The organism is Psychromonas sp. KJ10-5 (assembly GCF_055808325.1).
Map to the genome: position 1 here is coordinate 3,725,547 of NZ_CM147864.1, position 16,890 is coordinate 3,742,436.

At 38.1% G+C, this 16,890-nt stretch carries 20 protein-coding genes; all 20 read left to right on the forward strand.

Annotation, left to right across the window (positions count from 1 at the left end; genetic code table 11):
- Positions 1-15: 15 nt before the first annotated feature.
- The 20 genes from AC0L3W_RS16385 (at position 16) to ccmI (ending at position 16,880) form a co-directional block, all read left to right on the forward strand.
- The gene (locus tag AC0L3W_RS16385; protein ID WP_290038957.1) at positions 16-726 is read left to right on the forward strand and encodes an RNA polymerase sigma factor FliA; all 711 of its coding nucleotides are present in this window, start codon (positions 16-18) and stop codon (positions 724-726) included.
- A 144-nt stretch (positions 727-870) separates the two neighbouring features.
- Positions 871-1,254 carry a chemotaxis response regulator CheY gene (gene cheY / locus AC0L3W_RS16390; protein ID WP_290038958.1) on the forward strand — a complete coding sequence of 128 codons (384 nt, stop codon included), beginning with the start codon at positions 871-873 and terminating at the stop codon, positions 1,252-1,254.
- 15 nt (positions 1,255-1,269) lie between these two features.
- Entirely contained in the window at positions 1,270-2,034 is a 765-nt protein-coding gene (locus AC0L3W_RS16395) for a protein phosphatase CheZ (protein ID WP_290038959.1), read from the forward strand.
- A gap of 12 nt (positions 2,035-2,046) precedes the next feature.
- Positions 2,047-4,314, forward strand: a complete 2,268-nt coding sequence (locus tag AC0L3W_RS16400; RefSeq protein ID WP_409440029.1) for a chemotaxis protein CheW — start codon at positions 2,047-2,049, stop codon at positions 4,312-4,314.
- An 11-nt stretch (positions 4,315-4,325) separates the two neighbouring features.
- A complete protein-coding gene (locus AC0L3W_RS16405; protein WP_290038961.1) occupies positions 4,326-5,465 on the forward strand; it encodes a protein-glutamate methylesterase/protein-glutamine glutaminase in 1,140 nt (379 codons plus the stop codon).
- A complete protein-coding gene (locus AC0L3W_RS16410) occupies positions 5,458-6,210 on the forward strand; it encodes a flagellar motor protein (RefSeq protein WP_409440028.1) in 753 nt (250 codons plus the stop codon). The genes AC0L3W_RS16405 and AC0L3W_RS16410 overlap by 8 nt, the downstream gene beginning before the upstream one ends.
- Positions 6,210-7,166, forward strand: coding sequence for a flagellar motor protein MotB (locus tag AC0L3W_RS16415; protein WP_290038963.1), 957 nt, complete (start codon positions 6,210-6,212; stop codon positions 7,164-7,166). The genes AC0L3W_RS16410 and AC0L3W_RS16415 overlap by 1 nt, the downstream gene beginning before the upstream one ends.
- A 2-nt stretch (positions 7,167-7,168) precedes the next feature.
- On the forward strand, positions 7,169-7,942 hold the full coding sequence (locus AC0L3W_RS16420; RefSeq protein ID WP_290038964.1) for a ParA family protein: 774 nt from the start codon (positions 7,169-7,171) through the stop codon (positions 7,940-7,942).
- Positions 7,943-8,608, forward strand: coding sequence for a chemotaxis protein CheW (locus tag AC0L3W_RS16425; protein WP_409440027.1), 666 nt, complete (start codon positions 7,943-7,945; stop codon positions 8,606-8,608). It begins immediately after the preceding gene.
- 47 nt (positions 8,609-8,655) lie between these two features.
- Positions 8,656-9,144: a chemotaxis protein CheW gene (locus AC0L3W_RS16430; protein ID WP_290038966.1), complete on the forward strand. Its 489-nt coding sequence runs from the start codon at positions 8,656-8,658 to the stop codon at positions 9,142-9,144.
- A 26-nt stretch (positions 9,145-9,170) separates the two neighbouring features.
- Entirely contained in the window at positions 9,171-9,563 is a 393-nt protein-coding gene (locus AC0L3W_RS16435) for a DUF2802 domain-containing protein (RefSeq protein ID WP_290038967.1), read from the forward strand.
- A 319-nt stretch (positions 9,564-9,882) separates the two neighbouring features.
- On the forward strand, positions 9,883-10,521 hold the full coding sequence (gene ccmA, locus AC0L3W_RS16440; protein ID WP_290038968.1) for a cytochrome c biogenesis heme-transporting ATPase CcmA: 639 nt from the start codon (positions 9,883-9,885) through the stop codon (positions 10,519-10,521).
- On the forward strand, positions 10,514-11,182 hold the full coding sequence (gene ccmB / locus AC0L3W_RS16445; RefSeq protein ID WP_290038969.1) for a heme exporter protein CcmB: 669 nt from the start codon (positions 10,514-10,516) through the stop codon (positions 11,180-11,182). The genes ccmA and ccmB overlap by 8 nt, the downstream gene beginning before the upstream one ends.
- Positions 11,183-11,207: 25 nt before the next feature.
- A complete protein-coding gene (ccmC, locus tag AC0L3W_RS16450) occupies positions 11,208-11,954 on the forward strand; it encodes a heme ABC transporter permease CcmC (protein WP_409440026.1) in 747 nt (248 codons plus the stop codon).
- Between the two features lies 1 nt (position 11,955).
- Positions 11,956-12,162, forward strand: a complete 207-nt coding sequence (gene ccmD / locus AC0L3W_RS16455) for a heme exporter protein CcmD (protein WP_290038971.1) — start codon at positions 11,956-11,958, stop codon at positions 12,160-12,162.
- Positions 12,159-12,623 (forward strand): cytochrome c maturation protein CcmE, encoded by a 465-nt coding sequence (gene ccmE, locus AC0L3W_RS16460; protein ID WP_290038972.1) that lies wholly within the window; start codon positions 12,159-12,161, stop codon positions 12,621-12,623. The genes ccmD and ccmE overlap by 4 nt, the downstream gene beginning before the upstream one ends.
- A gap of 13 nt (positions 12,624-12,636) precedes the next feature.
- Positions 12,637-14,616 carry a heme lyase CcmF/NrfE family subunit gene (locus AC0L3W_RS16465; RefSeq protein ID WP_409440025.1) on the forward strand — a complete coding sequence of 660 codons (1,980 nt, stop codon included), beginning with the start codon at positions 12,637-12,639 and terminating at the stop codon, positions 14,614-14,616.
- Positions 14,609-15,151, forward strand: a complete 543-nt coding sequence (locus AC0L3W_RS16470) for a DsbE family thiol:disulfide interchange protein (protein ID WP_290038974.1) — start codon at positions 14,609-14,611, stop codon at positions 15,149-15,151. Before AC0L3W_RS16465 ends, AC0L3W_RS16470 begins: the two co-directional genes overlap by 8 nt.
- A complete protein-coding gene (locus AC0L3W_RS16475; RefSeq protein ID WP_290038975.1) occupies positions 15,148-15,639 on the forward strand; it encodes a cytochrome c-type biogenesis protein in 492 nt (163 codons plus the stop codon). Before AC0L3W_RS16470 ends, AC0L3W_RS16475 begins: the two co-directional genes overlap by 4 nt.
- Complete coding sequence (gene ccmI / locus AC0L3W_RS16480) at positions 15,636-16,880, forward strand: c-type cytochrome biogenesis protein CcmI (RefSeq protein WP_409440024.1); 1,245 nt, start codon at positions 15,636-15,638, stop codon at positions 16,878-16,880. The genes AC0L3W_RS16475 and ccmI overlap by 4 nt, the downstream gene beginning before the upstream one ends.
- Positions 16,881-16,890: the final 10 nt, after the last annotated feature.

Consider the following 16,890-nt stretch of genomic DNA (forward strand, 5'->3'; position numbering starts at 1 on the left):
CGGGAATGTTTATAAGTGATTAAAGCGCAGGGATATCAATCTGATACATCTGATTTGATTGGTCGTCATTCAGAGTTAGTACAAAAAATTGCATACCATTTAATGGCTCGATTGCCTGCTAATGTATTAGTCGATGATCTTGTGCAGTCTGGCATGATCGGTTTATTAGAAGCCGCGCGTAATTTTGATGCAACTAAAGGCGCAAGCTTTGAGACATTTGCCGGTATTCGTATTCGCGGTGCGATGCTTGATGAGATGCGTAAAGGAGATTGGGTTCCTCGTTCCGTTCACAAGAACAGTCGTACCATTGCAGCAGCAATTGATGCGGTAGAAAAGCAAACGGGTGAAAGTGCAACTGAAGTAGAAGTGGCCAATTATTTGCAAGTAACACTGGGTGAATACCAAAAAATGTTACAAGACGTAAATTGTGCCAAATTAGTAGCTTATGAGGATTTGCCCAATCCTAATGATATGTTCGCACAAACTAGTGCAACAGCAGATAGCACTTTTGATAATGTTGCTGAAAACCAATTTACAAAGCAATTAGCTGAGATGATAGAGACTCTTCCACAAAGAGAGGCATTAGTATTATCTCTGTATTACGACGAAGAATTAAATTTAAAAGAAATAGGGTTAATTTTAGAGGTGAGTGAGTCTCGCGTCAGTCAAATTCTTAGCCAAGCTTTGCATAAACTGAAATCTAAAGTTAACTCTGCTAAAATGTAACTATTAAGGGGTAATTATCTGTAGTGGCTCACATTATCGTGTTGAGCTAAAGATAATTTAAAAAATTAATGTATTTTTTTGCAATTTTTATCTATATATAACATATATATAGATATAGGTAGATTTTTGTTCTAGGGGAATATTTTGAATAAAGAAATGAAGGTTTTAATTGTTGATGATTTTTCGACAATGAGAAGGATAATTAAAAACTTATTAAGGGACTTAGGTTTTACCAATACATTTGAAGCAGATGATGGTCACACGGCGTTGCCGATGTTAAAAAACGGTGACTTCGAGTTTGTTGTAACTGATTGGAATATGCCAATTATGGAAGGGATCCAACTGTTAAAAGAGATCCGTAAAGACCCTAATTTAAAACATCTTCCAGTATTAATGGTAACTGCAGAAGCAAAGCGAGAGCAAATCATTGAAGCTGCACAAGCTGGTGTTAACGGTTACATAATTAAGCCGTTTACTGCAGGTACATTGAAAGAAAAATTAGACAAAATCTTTGAGCGTTTAGCTTAATTTAAGGAGTTAAGTATGGCAAATAATGTAATGCCACACCTATCACTTTCAGAAGCTAAAGCCTTAGTTGCACATTTAGAAGCAGACCAAATAGAAGATGCTAATAAAATTGTAGAAAGTGTTAAACATTTTAATACCACTGAAAGCGTCTTGTTTGGGCAAGTGGGCGAGTTAACCCGTGAGTTACATGAAGCATTACTAAGTTTTCATAATGATACGCGTTTATTAGATTTAGCTGGTCATGATTTACCTGATGCAAAAAATCGTTTGAATTACGTTATTGAAATGACTGACAAAGCAGCCAATACCACTATGGATGCAATTGATCATTGTTTACCTGTGACTGATAAGTTGATTAATGACTTGGATGAGGTTATGCCAAGTTGGAGCAATCTAATGACTCGTGATTTAGCTTTAGGTGAGTTTAAATTAATGTGTCATTCAGTGGATGATTTTTTAAATTATTCGAAACAGAGTGCAAATCAGTTACGCGATAAATTAACTGAAATTTTAATGGCACAAGAGTTCCAAGATTTAACTGGTCAAATTATTAACCGCGTGATCGAACTAGTACAAGAAATTGAATCGAAATTAGTGGTTATTCTAAAAGTATGCAGTAAACAAAGTGAGTTAGATTCTTCTGTTGAAAAACAAAGTTCAGTTAAAGAAACGAAGAATACTATTAAAACGGAAGGGCCAATTATTGATGCCGAATCCCGTACTGACGTTGTCAACGGACAAGACGACGTAGATGACCTGCTTTCAAGCTTAGGATTTTAAAGGAACTAGGAAATGACATTTGAAGTAGATGATGAGATCCTGCAGGATTTTTTAGTTGAAGCAGGAGAGATTCTAGAGTTACTCTCAGAACAACTTGTTGAATTAGAAAATAATCCAAATGATGTTGAATTATTAAATGCAATCTTCCGCGGCTTTCATACCGTTAAAGGAGGAGCAGGCTTTCTATCATTAACTGAGCTGGTTGAAACATGCCATGGTGCTGAAAATGTATTTGATGGATTACGTCAAGGAGCCCGTTCAGTTGATTCTGAGTTAATGGATACCATTTTAGCTGCATTAGACATTATCAATGAACAGTTCTCTGCGGTACAAAATGGTGAAGCTGCAGAAAAAGCCTCTTCAGATATTTTAGAGTCATTACACCGATTAAGTAAGCCTGAAGCAGAAACTGCTGAGCCTATTGTCGATGAAGTTCCTGAACCTGTTGCAGAAACGGTGCAAGCTACTGGAAGTAGTATTGACGACATTAACGAAGCTGAATTCGAAAGTCTATTAGATGAATTACACACTAAACCTGACGCTGATTCCCCTGCACAGGCAGTAAGTGATGAAATTACAGAAGATGAGTTCGAAAGCTTATTAGATGATTTACATGGAGCAGGCAAACATTCCCCTACTCCTGTGGTTTCAACACCAGAAAATCAAGCCACTAGTGATGAGATTACAGAAGATGAATTTGAATCACTGCTAGATGAGCTTCATGGTAGCGGTAAGCATGGAGATAAACCTGCAAAGGCTGATAAAGCTCCAGAAAACGTTGCCAGTGATGAAATTAGTGAGGATGAGTTTGAGAATTTACTAGACGAACTTCATGGTAAAGGAACTCATAGTGGTGCTCCTAAGGTTGAAAAACCAGCACCTGTTTCTGATGAAATTACAGAAGATGAATTTGAGTCTCTCTTAGATGAATTACATGGTGTAGGTAAAATGAATACGGCTGCTCCTGTTATACAGGAAACAGTCAAACAAACACCTAAAACTACTCCTTCAGTTACTCAGTCTGAACCTGTTAAAGCGGCACCCACTCCAGCAGCAGTTAAACCTCAACCTGCAGCTGAGAAAAAGCCAGCTGCAAAAGTACCTGTTAAACCTCAAGCAGAACAAACCGTCCGTGTTGATACAAGTACCCTTGATGAAATCATGAATATGGTTGGAGAACTGGTACTGGTTCGTAATAGATTAGTGAGTCTAGAATCTACCTCCGAAAATGAAGAAATATCTCGGGCAGTAGCTAACTTGGCGATCGTTACCAGTGATCTACAAGGCTCTGTGATGAAAACCCGAATGCAACCTATTAAAAAGGTATTTGGTAAGTTTCCTCGTGTGGTCAGGGATTTAGCTCGTCAACTTGGAAAAAATATTCGCTTAGATTTAGTGGGTGAAGAGACCGATTTAGATAAAAATCTAGTGGAAGCATTAGCCGATCCATTGGTGCATTTAGTGCGAAACTCTGTGGACCACGGTATTGAAATGCCTGAAATTAGAATGCAATCAGGTAAAGAAACACAAGGTAGAGTCTTACTATCAGCTGCACAGGAAGGTGATCATATCTTGCTAGTTATCCAAGATGATGGCGCTGGTATGGATGCAGAGAAGTTAAAACAAATTGCTATCGGTAAAGGCATCTTAGATCAAGATGCGGCCGAGCGTATGACTGATAAAGATGCTTATTCACTTATCTTTGCGCCAGGTTTCTCTACTAAAGTAGAAATATCGGATATTTCTGGCCGCGGTGTTGGCATGGATGTGGTTAAAACCAGTATTACTAAGTTAAACGGTACCATCTCTATCGACTCCGAAATTGGTAAAGGCACACGTTTAGAGATTAAAGTCCCGCTAACCTTAGCGATTTTGCCGACCTTAATGGTGTTAGTCGCGAATCAAACATTTGCATTACCTTTAACTAACGTAAATGAAATTTTCCATTTTGATTTAGCAAAAACTAATGTGGTCAATGGACAATTAACCGTAGTAATTCGTGATCATGCCGTACCATTATTTTATCTACGAGATTGGCTCGCGCCACAAGCACCTCGTAATGAGAAAGCGGATGGCTTAGGACATGTTGTTATCGTTCAACTTGGTATCCAACAAGTAGCATTTGTAGTGGATGGATTATTAGGACAAGAAGAAGTCGTTATTAAAGCCTTAGATAAATTGCTATCAGGTACACCTGGGATGGCTGGTGCAACCATTACTAGTGATGGTGGTATTGCTTTGATTTTAGATCTACCTAGCTTATTAAAGCATTACGCATAAAGGAACTGTAAATGGCAATCAAAGTGTTAGTAGTCGATGATTCTAATTTTTTTCGTCGTCGAGTAAGTGAGATTATCAATGCATCTCCTCATTTAGAAGTTATCGCGACGGCTAATAACGGTAAAGAATCTATTGAGATGGTACTCAAACACAAACCTGATGTGATTACCATGGATGTTGAAATGCCGATAATGGATGGCATTACAGCGGTACAAAAAATAATGGATGTCGCTCCGACACCTATTTTAATGTTTTCATCATTAACTCACCAAGGTGCGAGTGCTACGTTAGATGCTTTAGAAGCAGGTGCTTGTGACTTTTTACCTAAAAAGTTTGAAGATATTGCTCGCGATAAAGAAGAAGCGACAACGTTACTACAGCAGCGTATTCAACAAATTGCTAAACGTCGTGTTATGCGAGTTGCTGATAAAAAATCAGGGATTACAGCGAAGGCATCTCCAACGCTAACTAGTAACACAAGTACGGTTGTAAAACCTACTTTGAACCGTTTATCAACGATCAACGATCGCAGTGAACTAACTGCTAAGCCATCACCTATTAAACGCCATAAAGCATCTGGTAAGAATTATAATGTGTTAGCGATTGGTACTTCAACGGGAGGCCCCGTTGCATTACAAAAAATACTAACAGCTTTACCGGCACACTTTAAATTACCTATTGTCTTAGTTCAACATATGCCGGGTACGTTTACCAAAGCCTTTGCTGATAGACTCAATAGTAATTGTAAAATATCAGTTAAAGAAGCGGCTACGGGGGATATTTTAAAGCCTGGCTGTGCTTATTTAGCACCAGGTGGCAAACAGATGTTAATTGGTCCGAATGGCCAAATTAAAATACACCCAGGTAATGAAGCATTAAACTATAAACCAAGTGTTGATATTACCTTTGCTTCATTATCTAAATCTTACGGCAGCAAAGTATTAGCTGTTATCTTGACTGGTATGGGAGCGGATGGTCGAGATGGCGCTCGTTTATTGAAAGATAAAGGTGCTGAAATCTGGGCGCAAGATGAAGCAAGTTGTGTTGTTTATGGTATGCCTCAAGCGGTTGCTAAGGCAGGCATTGCAACAGAGTCAATACCATTAGATCAAGTTGCTCAACGGATATTAGTGGAATTAAAGCATGAGTAAAATAGGGCTACTTGGTTTTATTGTTATTGCTGTAAGCATTGTTTTTGCACAGCTTTATCATGATGCCCCTTTGAGTAGCCTCTTTGATTTTGCTGCATTTTTGATTGTTTTTGGCGGCACACTAGGTGCCATTTTAATTCAATCTTCATTCAAGCAATTAAGTCATGCCTTTAAACAATTGTTAAGTTTATTTGCAAAACCATCGGTACTGTTGGATACGCAGATAATATTAATAAAACGTTGGTCAGTCATCTCGCGACAAGAAGGGTTGTTAAGTTTAGAAAAGCAAAACAATGAAGGCTTAGATCATTTTTCAGAAATGGCCCTAGCAATGCTCATTGATGGCTGTGATCCGGTTGATTTACAACAGATCTTAGAGCAAGAAATTGAATTAGAAATGGACCAACATGAGCGCAGTGCTCAAGTCTTCGATGCAATGGGAGGCTACAGCCCGACCATAGGAATTATCGGAGCCGTATTAGGCCTTATCCAAGCAATGGCGTTTCTTGACCAACCTGAGCTGTTAGGTCAAGGCATTGCTGTTGCATTTGTCGCAACTATATATGGTGTGGCTTTTGCAAACTTTTTGTTCTTACCGATTGCCAACAAAATACGTTTGAATTACCAGCATAAGGCGTTATTTAACGAAATGACCATGGTAGGTGTGATTGCCATTGCACATGGTGAAAATAGCTTGTTACTAGAGCGTCGATTACATGGGTATTTAGCTAGAGCGGTTTACTAATGCCTATTTATCATAGACGTAACGCACATAAAGCGCATAGTAATCATGTCCATCGTTGGACGGTTTCCTATGCAGATTATATGACTTTGATGTTTGCGCTATTTGTTGTTTTGTATGCAGTCTCTTCGAATAATGAAGAAAAGTATCAAGAGGTAATTGAAATTATTCAGCAAGCGAGCAAATTTGTCGAGGCACCACATAGTGGGTCGAATGCGAATGGTATTTTAACTAAACGCAGTAATGATATAAAAGAGAATACTGGGCCAGCTTTACTCAGTGACGGAGAAGATTTTGCATTAGGGCATGTAAGTGAGCTTGAAAGTGAACAACTATCTAGCCCTGCACAAACTTATACCGGGAAGTCATTACAAGCGTTACAGTTATCCTTAGAATCAGCATTAAAAACAGAATTAGAAAGTGGGGCATTTAGTGTCGACTTAAATGGTGATTGGTTAACCATTGAAATGAGTGGCCCCTTGTTATTTGCTAATGCTAGCCATACTTTATTAAATGGTGCAAAACGTAATATTAAACAGATAGCTAACGTTTTATCACCGGTTAACAATATGCTTAGGCTTCGTGGATATACAGACCCAGATAATATTTCTAATGAAATATATGCATCGAACTGGGAATTGTCAGCCATGCGAGCAATCAGTGTATTAAAAGCATTGAGTGAGCAAGGTGTGGGTCAACACCGCATGGTGATTGAAGCCTATGGGAAATTTCAGCCTGTTATCAATGAGAATGGTGTTGAGGATAAACTTAAAAGTCGACGAGTTGTGATTGCCATTTCTAAATATGCTGTATTTGAAAAGGAAGTGGTTGAAAATAAAAGTAAAAATAATGAAGTAGTAGAGCCAGAGGTTCCACGTGTAGTAACACCAGATAGCGATGAAATTCGTGAAATATACCGTCCAGATGGGCGACTCATCATTACAACAAGGCAGGAGTGAAGGTGAAAATTTGGACGATTTCAAACCAAAAAGGTGGGGTAGGTAAAACCACGACTGTGATTTCACTGGCAGGATTATTGGTAGACCGAGGTTACCGTGTATTGTTAATTGATACGGACCCACATGCATCATTAACCAGTTATTTACAATATGACTCAGACCAGTTACCGGTTAGTTTATATGATTTGTTTCAAGACCCAGCAACAACTCGGTCTGGATTATTACAACTTATTTTACCAACGGAAATTGATAACCTCTCTTTGATTCCTGCTTCTATGTCATTAGCTACCTTGGATAGAGTATTAGGAAACCAAGAAGGGATGGGGTTGTTCTTAAAGAAACAACTAAAATTAGTAGAAGATGATTACGACTTTGTATTGATAGATTGTCCTCCTGTATTAGGGGTAATGATGGTGAATGCATTAGCTGCTTGCGAACGTATTTTGATCCCAGTACAAACTGAGTTTTTAGCCTCAAAGGGCTTACAAAGAATGGTACAAACCTTGGGAATAATGCAATATTCTAAGGGCAATGACTTTAATTATTGCATTATTCCTACTATGTTTGATAAACGAACCAGAGCGTCAATTAATACGTTAAATGATTTACAAAAAACTTATCAGGGCAAAGTATGGAAAGGTGTCATTCCAATCGATACTAAATTCAGAGATGCGAGTTTAGCGCATCTACCAATCTCGCAGTATACAAAGAACTGTCGAGGGGCATTTGCCTATGAAACTTTGTTAAATTATTTGTTACAAACCGAGCATAATTAGATGAAGAATAACAACAACGAAGCAATGAAAAACTATTTTGATTCAATGCTTCGAGATGACCAAGCTACAGAGCAACCAGAGAACAAGCAAACAGAGTTTGCAGATCCTATTCCTGTGGATGTATCAACATTACCAAAGAACTTGGTTTTTTCTGAGTCTATTGTAGGCGTTGAAAAAGCCAGTGATGAAGAGGAACCAGCACCTGCTGAGCAGTGGCAAAATCTTCAGGTTGAAGATAATTTTCAAGTTTTGTTCTTCGAATTAAATCAGGTGACTTTTGCTATTCCGTTAACTGATTTAGGCGGGATTTATCAGTTAAGTGATTCACTTAACTTTTTAATGGGTAAGCCAGCTTGGTTTCGTGGCGTGATGAGCCATAATGAAAGGCTATACAACATCGTTGATACGGCATCTTGGTTACAATTAGACAAAAATGCTGAGGATCTTCAATATAGCCATTTTATTTTATTAGGTAGTACCGCTTGGGGTTTATCTTGTGAAAAGTTAATTGGCACTGAAACGCTAAATAAAGACCAAATTAGATGGCGTGAGGAAAAAGGCTCACGACCATGGCTCGCTGGGATGGTTAAGCAAAAAATGTGTGCTTTAATCCATGCTGAAGAGCTAGTGAAATTATTAGATCAGGGAATGGACATTCGCAGCTAAATTTTTAAGCTGAATTTAATTAACCAATAATTTTAAGTAGAGATAAAATGAATAGAGAATCTAGTTTGTCAGATAAAACGTCTAACGATGAAATTTTACAACGTGTAACGTTTCTTTTAGATAACGAAACCTACGGTATTAACGTAATGCAAGTGCAAGAAATCTTACGTTATACTGAAATTGCTGCCGTACCTGGCGCACCACAGTATGTATTAGGTATCATTAATCTTCGTGGTAATGTGGTAACTGTTATCGATACACGTACTCGTTTTGGATTAATGCCTGCTGATATTACTGATAGTACTCGTATTGTAATTATTGAAGCAGAAAAGCAAGTTATCGGTATTTTAGTAGATAGTGTTGCTGAAGTGGTGTACTTGAAGAAATCAGAGATCGAAGCTGCGCCGCATGTGGGGACTGAAGAAAGCTCACAATTCATCCAAGGTGTATGTAATCGTGATAGTGGTTTATTAATTTTAGTTGATCTTAATAAATTACTTACTGATGACGAATGGGATGAGCTACATTTACTGTAAGTGATTATTACCTAAATTAGGTGCATATGTTTATACAATATATTCCTTGGCTAGCTATTTTGTTAGTCATTGTGAGTTTTGCTACGACGCTTTTTTTATTGAAAAGAGTAAATAAGAAAAACCGTAGTCTTGAAATACTGGTTAAGTCTCTATTAGCGCAGCAAGAAAGTAATAAAAAGCAATTTTCAGAGGTGCACTCTGGAGCAATAGGCTTAGGTAAAAAGTTAAAGCAACTTGATCATACGGTAAATAAGATACAAGAGCATCAAGTAGACTTAGTGGCTTCTGCGCCTGAAAATAGACTCTATACCCGTGCCACTAAAATGGTTGAGTTAGGAGCGAGTATTGAAGAGTTAATGCAGGAATGTGAATTACCACGTGCAGAGGCTGAGTTATTATTAAATTTACATCGTAAATAATGGCTATACACCTCTGAAGCAGCACTTAATAGCTTTTTAGGCAGTTTATTATTTAGATAGTGAATTGTGTGATTAATCACAAACAAGTTGGCTAATCACATTCACTTCGACCTTATTGGCTGCAGAGTGGCCCATTAATTACGCTATTTTTTGAGTGTTTAACTCAATATTACCTCACTTAGGTTTTCTTTTATCATTGCTCTTATAATACTCATACTTTTTCTTACTGTTACTAGCCCTTGCTGATAGTTACTCATGTGTGTTTTCTATGTTAGGATCCTCTGCTATTTTGATTGTCTTTTAATAAGGGTAAGCATTAATGCTTGAGTGCAGAAACTTAACTTGTGTTAGAGAACAACGTGTTTTGTTTAAACAGTTAAACTTCATGCTTTCTGCTGGTGAAATATTACATCTAGAAGGGCCTAATGGCGCGGGTAAAACCAGTTTATTACGCTTATTGACGGGCTTGTCCTCAGCTTATTCTGGTGATATTTATTGGCAACAAGAAAACATCATCAAACAACGAGAAAGTTATTATAAAGCACTCCTTTATCTAGGACATAAATCTGGGATAAAACCTGAATTAACCGTTCTAGAAAATCTGCAATCTTTTCAACGTTTATATTCTACACAAGCTGATGCAGACCTATTTGAAGCATTGCTTATGGTCGGGTTAGTTGGTTACGAGTATGTCCCAGCTGCACAGCTTTCTGCGGGACAACAACGACGTATTGCGTTAGCTAGAATGTATATCACTGATTGTAAATTATGGATACTTGATGAACCTTTTACTTCCCTTGATAAACATGCCGTTCAGGTGCTTGAAAAACGTCTCATTAAGCACGCAGAGCAAGGTGGAGCCATTGTTTTAACCACACATCATGAGCTATCTATACCTGAATCAGCTTATAAAAAACTAAGATTAAGTGCGCCAGCTGAAGAGGAACAATATGTTTGATGCTTTTGTGCAGGTGGTTCGTCAAGATTTATTGGCTGCATTTCGCCATCAAAGTGCCATTTTAAATCCAATTTGGTTTTTTGTTATTGTGGTGACCTTATTCCCCTTAGGTTTAGGCTCTGATCCCACTTTATTATCTCGTATTGCGCCCGGTATTATTTGGGTAGCGGCATTATTAGCTGCATTACTTTCTTTTGAGCGCCTTTTTAAAGATGATTTCATCGATGGGTCACTAGAGCAAATGATGCTTTCACCTTATCCATTGGCTTGGTTAGTCAGCGCTAAAATATTTGGCCACTGGGTATTAACAGGTTTGCCTATTTTACTAGTTTCTCCTTTATTAGCGGTTTTTTTATCATTAAAGATGGATGCTTTTTGTGCACTTTTTCTAACGCTACTCATTGGAACACCAATATTAAGTCTATTAGGCGCTATTGGGGTTGCATTAACTGTGGGTTTGCGTAAAGGTGGAATATTGTTGAGTTTAATCATGTTGCCCTTTAGTATTCCTATTTTAATTTTTTCTACCATGGCTATTGAGGCTGCCTCTTTTGGGCAATCATACTTAGGATTTATCGCTCTGTTATTAGCTATGTTAGTAGGTGCAATTACCTTAGCGCCTTTTGCTATCGCCGCCGCATTACGGGTCAGTGTCAGTTAACTATGTTTAAATTAGAGATTTAATTATGTGGAAGTGGTTACATCCTTACGCCAAAGCTGAGCACAGTTATGCACTAGCGGGTAAGTTGATGCCGTGGTTTCTGGTATTAACAATACCGAGTTTCATCATTGGCATTGTTTGGGGGCTTGCATTTGCTCCGGCTGATTACCAGCAGGGTGATAGTTTTCGTATTATCTATATTCATGTTCCCGCTGCCATGATGGCGATGGCCGCTTATTCAACTATGGCTATTGCCGCTTTTATTGGCCTTGTTTGGCAGCTACGTTTAGCTGAAATGGCTGTTGCAGCTGCCGCACCTGTTGGAGCTATCTATACTTTTATTGCATTATTTACAGGCGCTGCATGGGGGAAACCAATGTGGGGCGCGTGGTGGGTTTGGGATGCGAGACTAACCTCTGAGTTAATTTTGTTATTTGTTTATATGGGGATTATCGCTTTATATAATGCATTTTCCGATAAAGTATTAGCAGGTAGAGCGGCTTCTATTTTAACTTTAGTGGGGGTCATTAATTTACCGATTATTCATTTTTCAGTGGTGTGGTGGAATACCTTGCATCAAGGTGCCACAATCACGAAGTTTGAACAGCCCTCTATTGCTACTGAAATGCTAATTCCTCTGCTAATTATGATTTTTAGTTTTGCCACTTTTCTGGGGTTTATGATCTTATATCGTTTTCGTAGTGAGTTATTACAAAGAGAACAACACCGAGCTTGGGTGATTAAGTTAGTGCAAATTAAAGGGCGAGGTTAATATGGCGTTTACATCATTTTCAGATTTTATTGCAATGGGAGGATATAGCTTTTATGTTTGGCTAGCCTATGGGGTTTCTATCGTCAGTGTGATCGCCTTAATTACCCATAGCGTATTGACCCGTAAAAAAATATTGAAGCAAGTAGAGCAACGCCTTCAACGTGAAAAACGCATAAAAGCAGCTAATAATAGAGAGCATAGTTTATGAATCCTAGGCGTAAAAAACGTTTATTGATTACCTGCTCTTTGATCTTTGGTTTATCCTTGGCAATGGGCTTAACTCTGTTTGCTTTACAACAGAATATCGACCTGTTTTATACTCCTAATGAGATTTTAGAGGGGAAAAATGAAACCGGTGTTAAACCTGAGATAGGACAACGTTTACGTGTTGGCGGTATGGTTTTGACTGGTTCGGTGAAGCGTGACCCTGATAGTCTGAAGGTGAGTTTTGATTTAGTAGACAACAAAGCGGGACAAGTGACTGTGTATTTCGATGGGATCTTGCCAGATCTGTTTCGAGAGGGGCAAGGTATCGTTGCTCAAGGCACTTTAAAAAGTAAAAATAGTGTTGATGCTTTTGAAGTGTTGGCAAAACATGATGAAGATTACATGCCGCCCGAAGTAGCTGATGCTGTTAAAGGTATGTCTAATTTAAAAACCGAACAATAAAAGGGCAATATTAATGCTTCCTGAGATAGGCCAATTTTCTTTAATACTGGCATGTATATTATCCTTATTACAGACGGTTTACCCATTGTATGGTGTACGCACTGGTCATCAAGGAGCTATTCGTAGCGCTAAAATGTTTACTGTTTTACAGTTTATTGCAGTGGCTATTTCTTTTGTTATTTTAGCTTACCTTTTCTTTATTAATGATTTTAGTGTGAGCTACATTGCCACTAACTCTAATTCAGCTTTACCCTGGTATTATCGATTATCTGCAGTGTGGGGGGCGCATGAAGGCTCACTATTACTTTGGGTTTTCTTATTAGCAACCTGGAGTATTGCCGTTGCATTAATGAGCAAAAACTTACCTGTTGAATCTATGGCGCGTGTATTAGCGGTATTAGGCTTACTGGCTTTTGGTTTTTATCTTTTCGTTATTCTCACCTCTAACCCTTTTGAACGAACGCTACCGTATTTCCCAATTGATGGTCGTGATTTAAATCCGTTATTACAAGACTTTGGGTTAGTGATTCATCCTCCTATGTTATATATGGGCTATGTGGGGTTTTCTGTAGCCTTTGCTTTCGCTATTGCCGCATTATTAGAAGGACGTTTAGATAGTGCATGGGCTAAATGGTCTCGACCATGGACCATGGCTGCTTGGATGTTTTTAACCGTAGGTATTGCATTAGGCAGTTGGTGGGCTTATTACGAACTAGGTTGGGGGGGTTGGTGGTTTTGGGATCCCGTTGAAAATGCATCCTTTATGCCTTGGTTAGCGGGTACTGCATTAATTCATTCTTTAGCGGTGAGTGAAAAGCGAGGCGTATTTAAGTCGTGGACGGTATTATTAGCATTAAGTGCATTTTCATTAAGTTTATTAGGTACCTTCTTAGTACGTTCTGGTGTTCTCGTATCTGTACATGCCTTTGCTAGTGATCCTACTCGTGGTTTATTTATTCTTAGCTTTCTGATTTTAGTTATCGGCGGAGCGTTACTTCTGTATGCAGTACAAGCATCTAAAGTGAAAAGCCGTGGACGTTATGAATTAGCATCACGAGAAAGTTTACTTTTGTTGAATAATATTTTGCTAATCGCTGCATTGATCGTGGTGTTATTAGGGACGTTATTGCCTTTAGTACACAAAGAAATCGGGTTAGGTAGCATCTCTATTGGCGAACCTTTTTTCAATCGTATGTTTACTATTTTAATTGTACCTTTTGCGTTATTTCTTGGTATTGGTTCGCTATTTCGTTGGAAACGTCAAAAGCTAAGTGAATTAGTTAAGCCTATATTAATTATTCTTTTACTTAGCCTTTGCTCGAGCCTTGTTTTTTTGTTTGTTTTTGCCCCTGCATTAACCTGGTTAGCGATGTTAGGCGTATTTTTAGGCTTTTGGATCATAGTCAGTGTGGGGTATGAAATCTATTTACGTTCAACTCATCGTTATTCATTTATTATCGGTATTACTAAATTAGGCAATAGTCACTGGGCAATGAGTTTAGGGCATTTGGGATTAGCAGTAATGATCATAGGCATTACCATGACGCAAAACTATTCCATTGAAAAAGATGTCAAATTAGCGGTTGGAGAGCACATTAGATTTGAACATTATGATTTTCATTTTGACCAAATTAGTGCGCTTAATGGTCAAAATTATGTGGGAACAGTCGGTACCTTTTCTGTATTACATAACCAACAAAAAATAGCGGTAATGAACGCAGAAAAGCGCATTTACACAGTACAGCGTATGCCGATGACTGAGGCAGCCATTGATGCCGGCTTTATTAGGGACCTTTATATTGCCATGGGTGAGCAATTACCTGATGGTGCATGGGCTGTGCGCATTTATTATAAACCGTTTATTCGTTGGATTTGGTTAGGGCCGTTAATCATGGCGTTGGCTGGCTTTATCATGATCTGTGATAAACGTTATCGAACCAAAAAACAGCCATTAACAGATTCTAAAAATGAAACTGGAGAACAAAATGCTTAACAAACGTCGAATATTAATGTTGTTAGTGCCTTTTGTTATCTTCATTATTGGTGCTGTTTTTTTAGCTACCCCATTATTAAAAGGCAGTGATCCTAGTAAATTAGAGTCAGCGTTAATTGGTCAGCCGATACCTCAGTTTACACTACAAGATATCTTCGACCAGGATAAACAATACAATGCTGATATTTTTAAAGGTCAGAAAATGCTGCTTAACGTATGGGCTACATGGTGCCCAACTTGTTATGCAGAGCATACTTATTTAAATAAATTAGCTAATCAAGGTTTATATATCGTTGGTATGAACTACAAAGATAACCGTAAAAAAGCGATCCGTTGGTTGAACGAATTACATAATCCTTATCAAATCAGTCTATTTGATGAAAGCGGTTTATTAGGATTAGATCTAGGTGTGTATGGCGCGCCTGAAACCTTCTTAATTGATAGCCACGGCATTATTCGTTACCGACATGTTGGTGACCTTAATGAACAGGTGTGGAATGATAAGTTATCTTCTATTTACGAGGAGATGCAATGATTACTATCCGTCATATGTTCTTTTATATTGGGTTGTTAATCTCGCTAATTACTTTAGCAACCCACTCTGCTCAAGCAGCTATTGATACCTTTGAGTTTGATAATGTACAGCAAGAGCAAACTTTCCATGAATTAACTAAATTATTGCGTTGTCCGAAATGTCAAAACCAAAATATTGCCGACTCCAATGCTGAATTGGCAAAAGATCTGCGTAATAAGGCTTATCAATTAGTTAAACAAGGGCAAAGCAAAGAGCAAATAGTAGATTATATGGTGGCTCGTTTTGGGAATTTTGTTCGCTATGATCCTCCGTTAACACCTGCGACTATTTTTTTGTGGTTAGGTCCTTTATTGTTTGTCATTGGTGGGTTGTTAATTTTATTCAAGCAAGTGAAAAAGAACAAAACCAAACAGGCTGCGTTAGCACCACAGGAGCAACAAAAGCTTGCCTCTCTATTAAAGCAGCATACTAAGGGAATAGAAAAATGATCACCTCCCTTGTAATTATTATCATGATATTATTATTGGTTTTTTCAGGGTTAATCTTGGTGCCTTTTATCCGCCATAGAAAAATGACTGAGGTTAATCAACAACGTCGTAATCAATTAAATCATGATCTCTACGACCTCCGCTTACAGGAAGTTGAAGACGACCTAGCACAAGGAGTAGTGTTAGATAAACAAAGTATAGTCGCCGAGTTACAATACAACTTACTCGATGATATTGATGATAACCACCAACTTAAAACTAACACTAATCAATTAATTTGGTTACCTGGTGTCGCATTTTTAATCATTGCTAGTATTGCCTTATATTGGTCTGTTGGGTCGTTCAAACAGGTGAGTGAATGGCAAAATACCTTACAACGCTATCCCGATGTTTATCAAAAGTTATTTGGAGATAATGCAACTGAACCAGAACAGAAAGATCTGCAAGATCTAATGATTGGATTGCGAACTCATCTAGTCGATCAACCCGGTGATGTAAAGGGGTGGGTTTTATACAGCCGTTTAGGCAGTATCTTTAATGATCAACAACTTGCTATAGAAGCAATTGATAAAGCTGTTGCTGCTCAACCTCTGAATACTGAAATTGTACTTGAATCGATTGAATTAAAAATGAAAATTGGTGACGAATATGAAAAGGCTAGAGCTGAATTGCAACTTAAAAACTTTTTAAAGCAGCATCCTGAAAACTATCAAGCTTGGTCTATGTATGGTCTTTTGGCGTTACAGCAAGAGAATTTTGAAATTGCGATTAAACGTTGGCAAACCGTTTTGCCTTTGTTGAGCGATAGTAGCGGCGAGCAATCACGCGTTTTAAATAACAGTATCGCCTATGCTCGACAACAATTGGCCTTACAAAAAGAAAAAAATAATACAGTGGCTGACTTAGAACAATATGAGATCAGTATTACGCTAGCAAAACAGGTATCATATACGCCCGGCAGCAGTATTTTTATTTATGCACAAGCCGTTGATGGCTCCCCTATGCCTATTGCGGCCGTTAAGTTAGCTATTGATACTTTTCCAATACAGGTTTTTTTGTCTGATGCGAATGCAATGATTGAAGGTAATAAACTCAGTAATTATGAGCAATTTATCATAAAAGCACGTATTACAGCTGACGGTACTGCGAATACACAAAGTGGCCAGTGGTTTGGACAAAGTCATATTGTAAAATCAGGTGATACAACGCCTATTAGTATTATTATTAATCAACAATCTTAATTTATATGGA

What these genes read in the sequence shown, in the direction of transcription:
- AC0L3W_RS16395 (WP_290038959.1), top strand. Translation starts at nt 1,270, where the DNA reads ATGGCAAATAATGTAATGCCACACCTATCACTTTCAGAAGCTAAAGCC.
- AC0L3W_RS16400 (WP_409440029.1), top strand. Translation starts at nt 2,047, where the DNA reads ATGACATTTGAAGTAGATGATGAGATCCTGCAGGATTTTTTAGTTGAA.
- AC0L3W_RS16405 (WP_290038961.1), top strand. Translation starts at nt 4,326, where the DNA reads ATGGCAATCAAAGTGTTAGTAGTCGATGATTCTAATTTTTTTCGTCGT.
- AC0L3W_RS16410 (WP_409440028.1), top strand. Translation starts at nt 5,458, where the DNA reads ATGAGTAAAATAGGGCTACTTGGTTTTATTGTTATTGCTGTAAGCATT.
- AC0L3W_RS16415 (WP_290038963.1), top strand. Translation starts at nt 6,210, where the DNA reads ATGCCTATTTATCATAGACGTAACGCACATAAAGCGCATAGTAATCAT.
- AC0L3W_RS16425 (WP_409440027.1), top strand. Translation starts at nt 7,943, where the DNA reads ATGAAGAATAACAACAACGAAGCAATGAAAAACTATTTTGATTCAATG.
- AC0L3W_RS16430 (WP_290038966.1), top strand. Translation starts at nt 8,656, where the DNA reads ATGAATAGAGAATCTAGTTTGTCAGATAAAACGTCTAACGATGAAATT.
- AC0L3W_RS16435 (WP_290038967.1), top strand. Translation starts at nt 9,171, where the DNA reads ATGTTTATACAATATATTCCTTGGCTAGCTATTTTGTTAGTCATTGTG.
- ccmA (WP_290038968.1), top strand. Translation starts at nt 9,883, where the DNA reads ATGCTTGAGTGCAGAAACTTAACTTGTGTTAGAGAACAACGTGTTTTG.
- ccmB (WP_290038969.1), top strand. Translation starts at nt 10,514, where the DNA reads ATGTTTGATGCTTTTGTGCAGGTGGTTCGTCAAGATTTATTGGCTGCA.
- ccmC (WP_409440026.1), top strand. Translation starts at nt 11,208, where the DNA reads ATGTGGAAGTGGTTACATCCTTACGCCAAAGCTGAGCACAGTTATGCA.
- ccmD (WP_290038971.1), top strand. Translation starts at nt 11,956, where the DNA reads ATGGCGTTTACATCATTTTCAGATTTTATTGCAATGGGAGGATATAGC.
- ccmE (WP_290038972.1), top strand. Translation starts at nt 12,159, where the DNA reads ATGAATCCTAGGCGTAAAAAACGTTTATTGATTACCTGCTCTTTGATC.
- AC0L3W_RS16465 (WP_409440025.1), top strand. Translation starts at nt 12,637, where the DNA reads ATGCTTCCTGAGATAGGCCAATTTTCTTTAATACTGGCATGTATATTA.
- AC0L3W_RS16470 (WP_290038974.1), top strand. Translation starts at nt 14,609, where the DNA reads ATGCTTAACAAACGTCGAATATTAATGTTGTTAGTGCCTTTTGTTATC.
- AC0L3W_RS16475 (WP_290038975.1), top strand. Translation starts at nt 15,148, where the DNA reads ATGATTACTATCCGTCATATGTTCTTTTATATTGGGTTGTTAATCTCG.
- ccmI (WP_409440024.1), top strand. Translation starts at nt 15,636, where the DNA reads ATGATCACCTCCCTTGTAATTATTATCATGATATTATTATTGGTTTTT.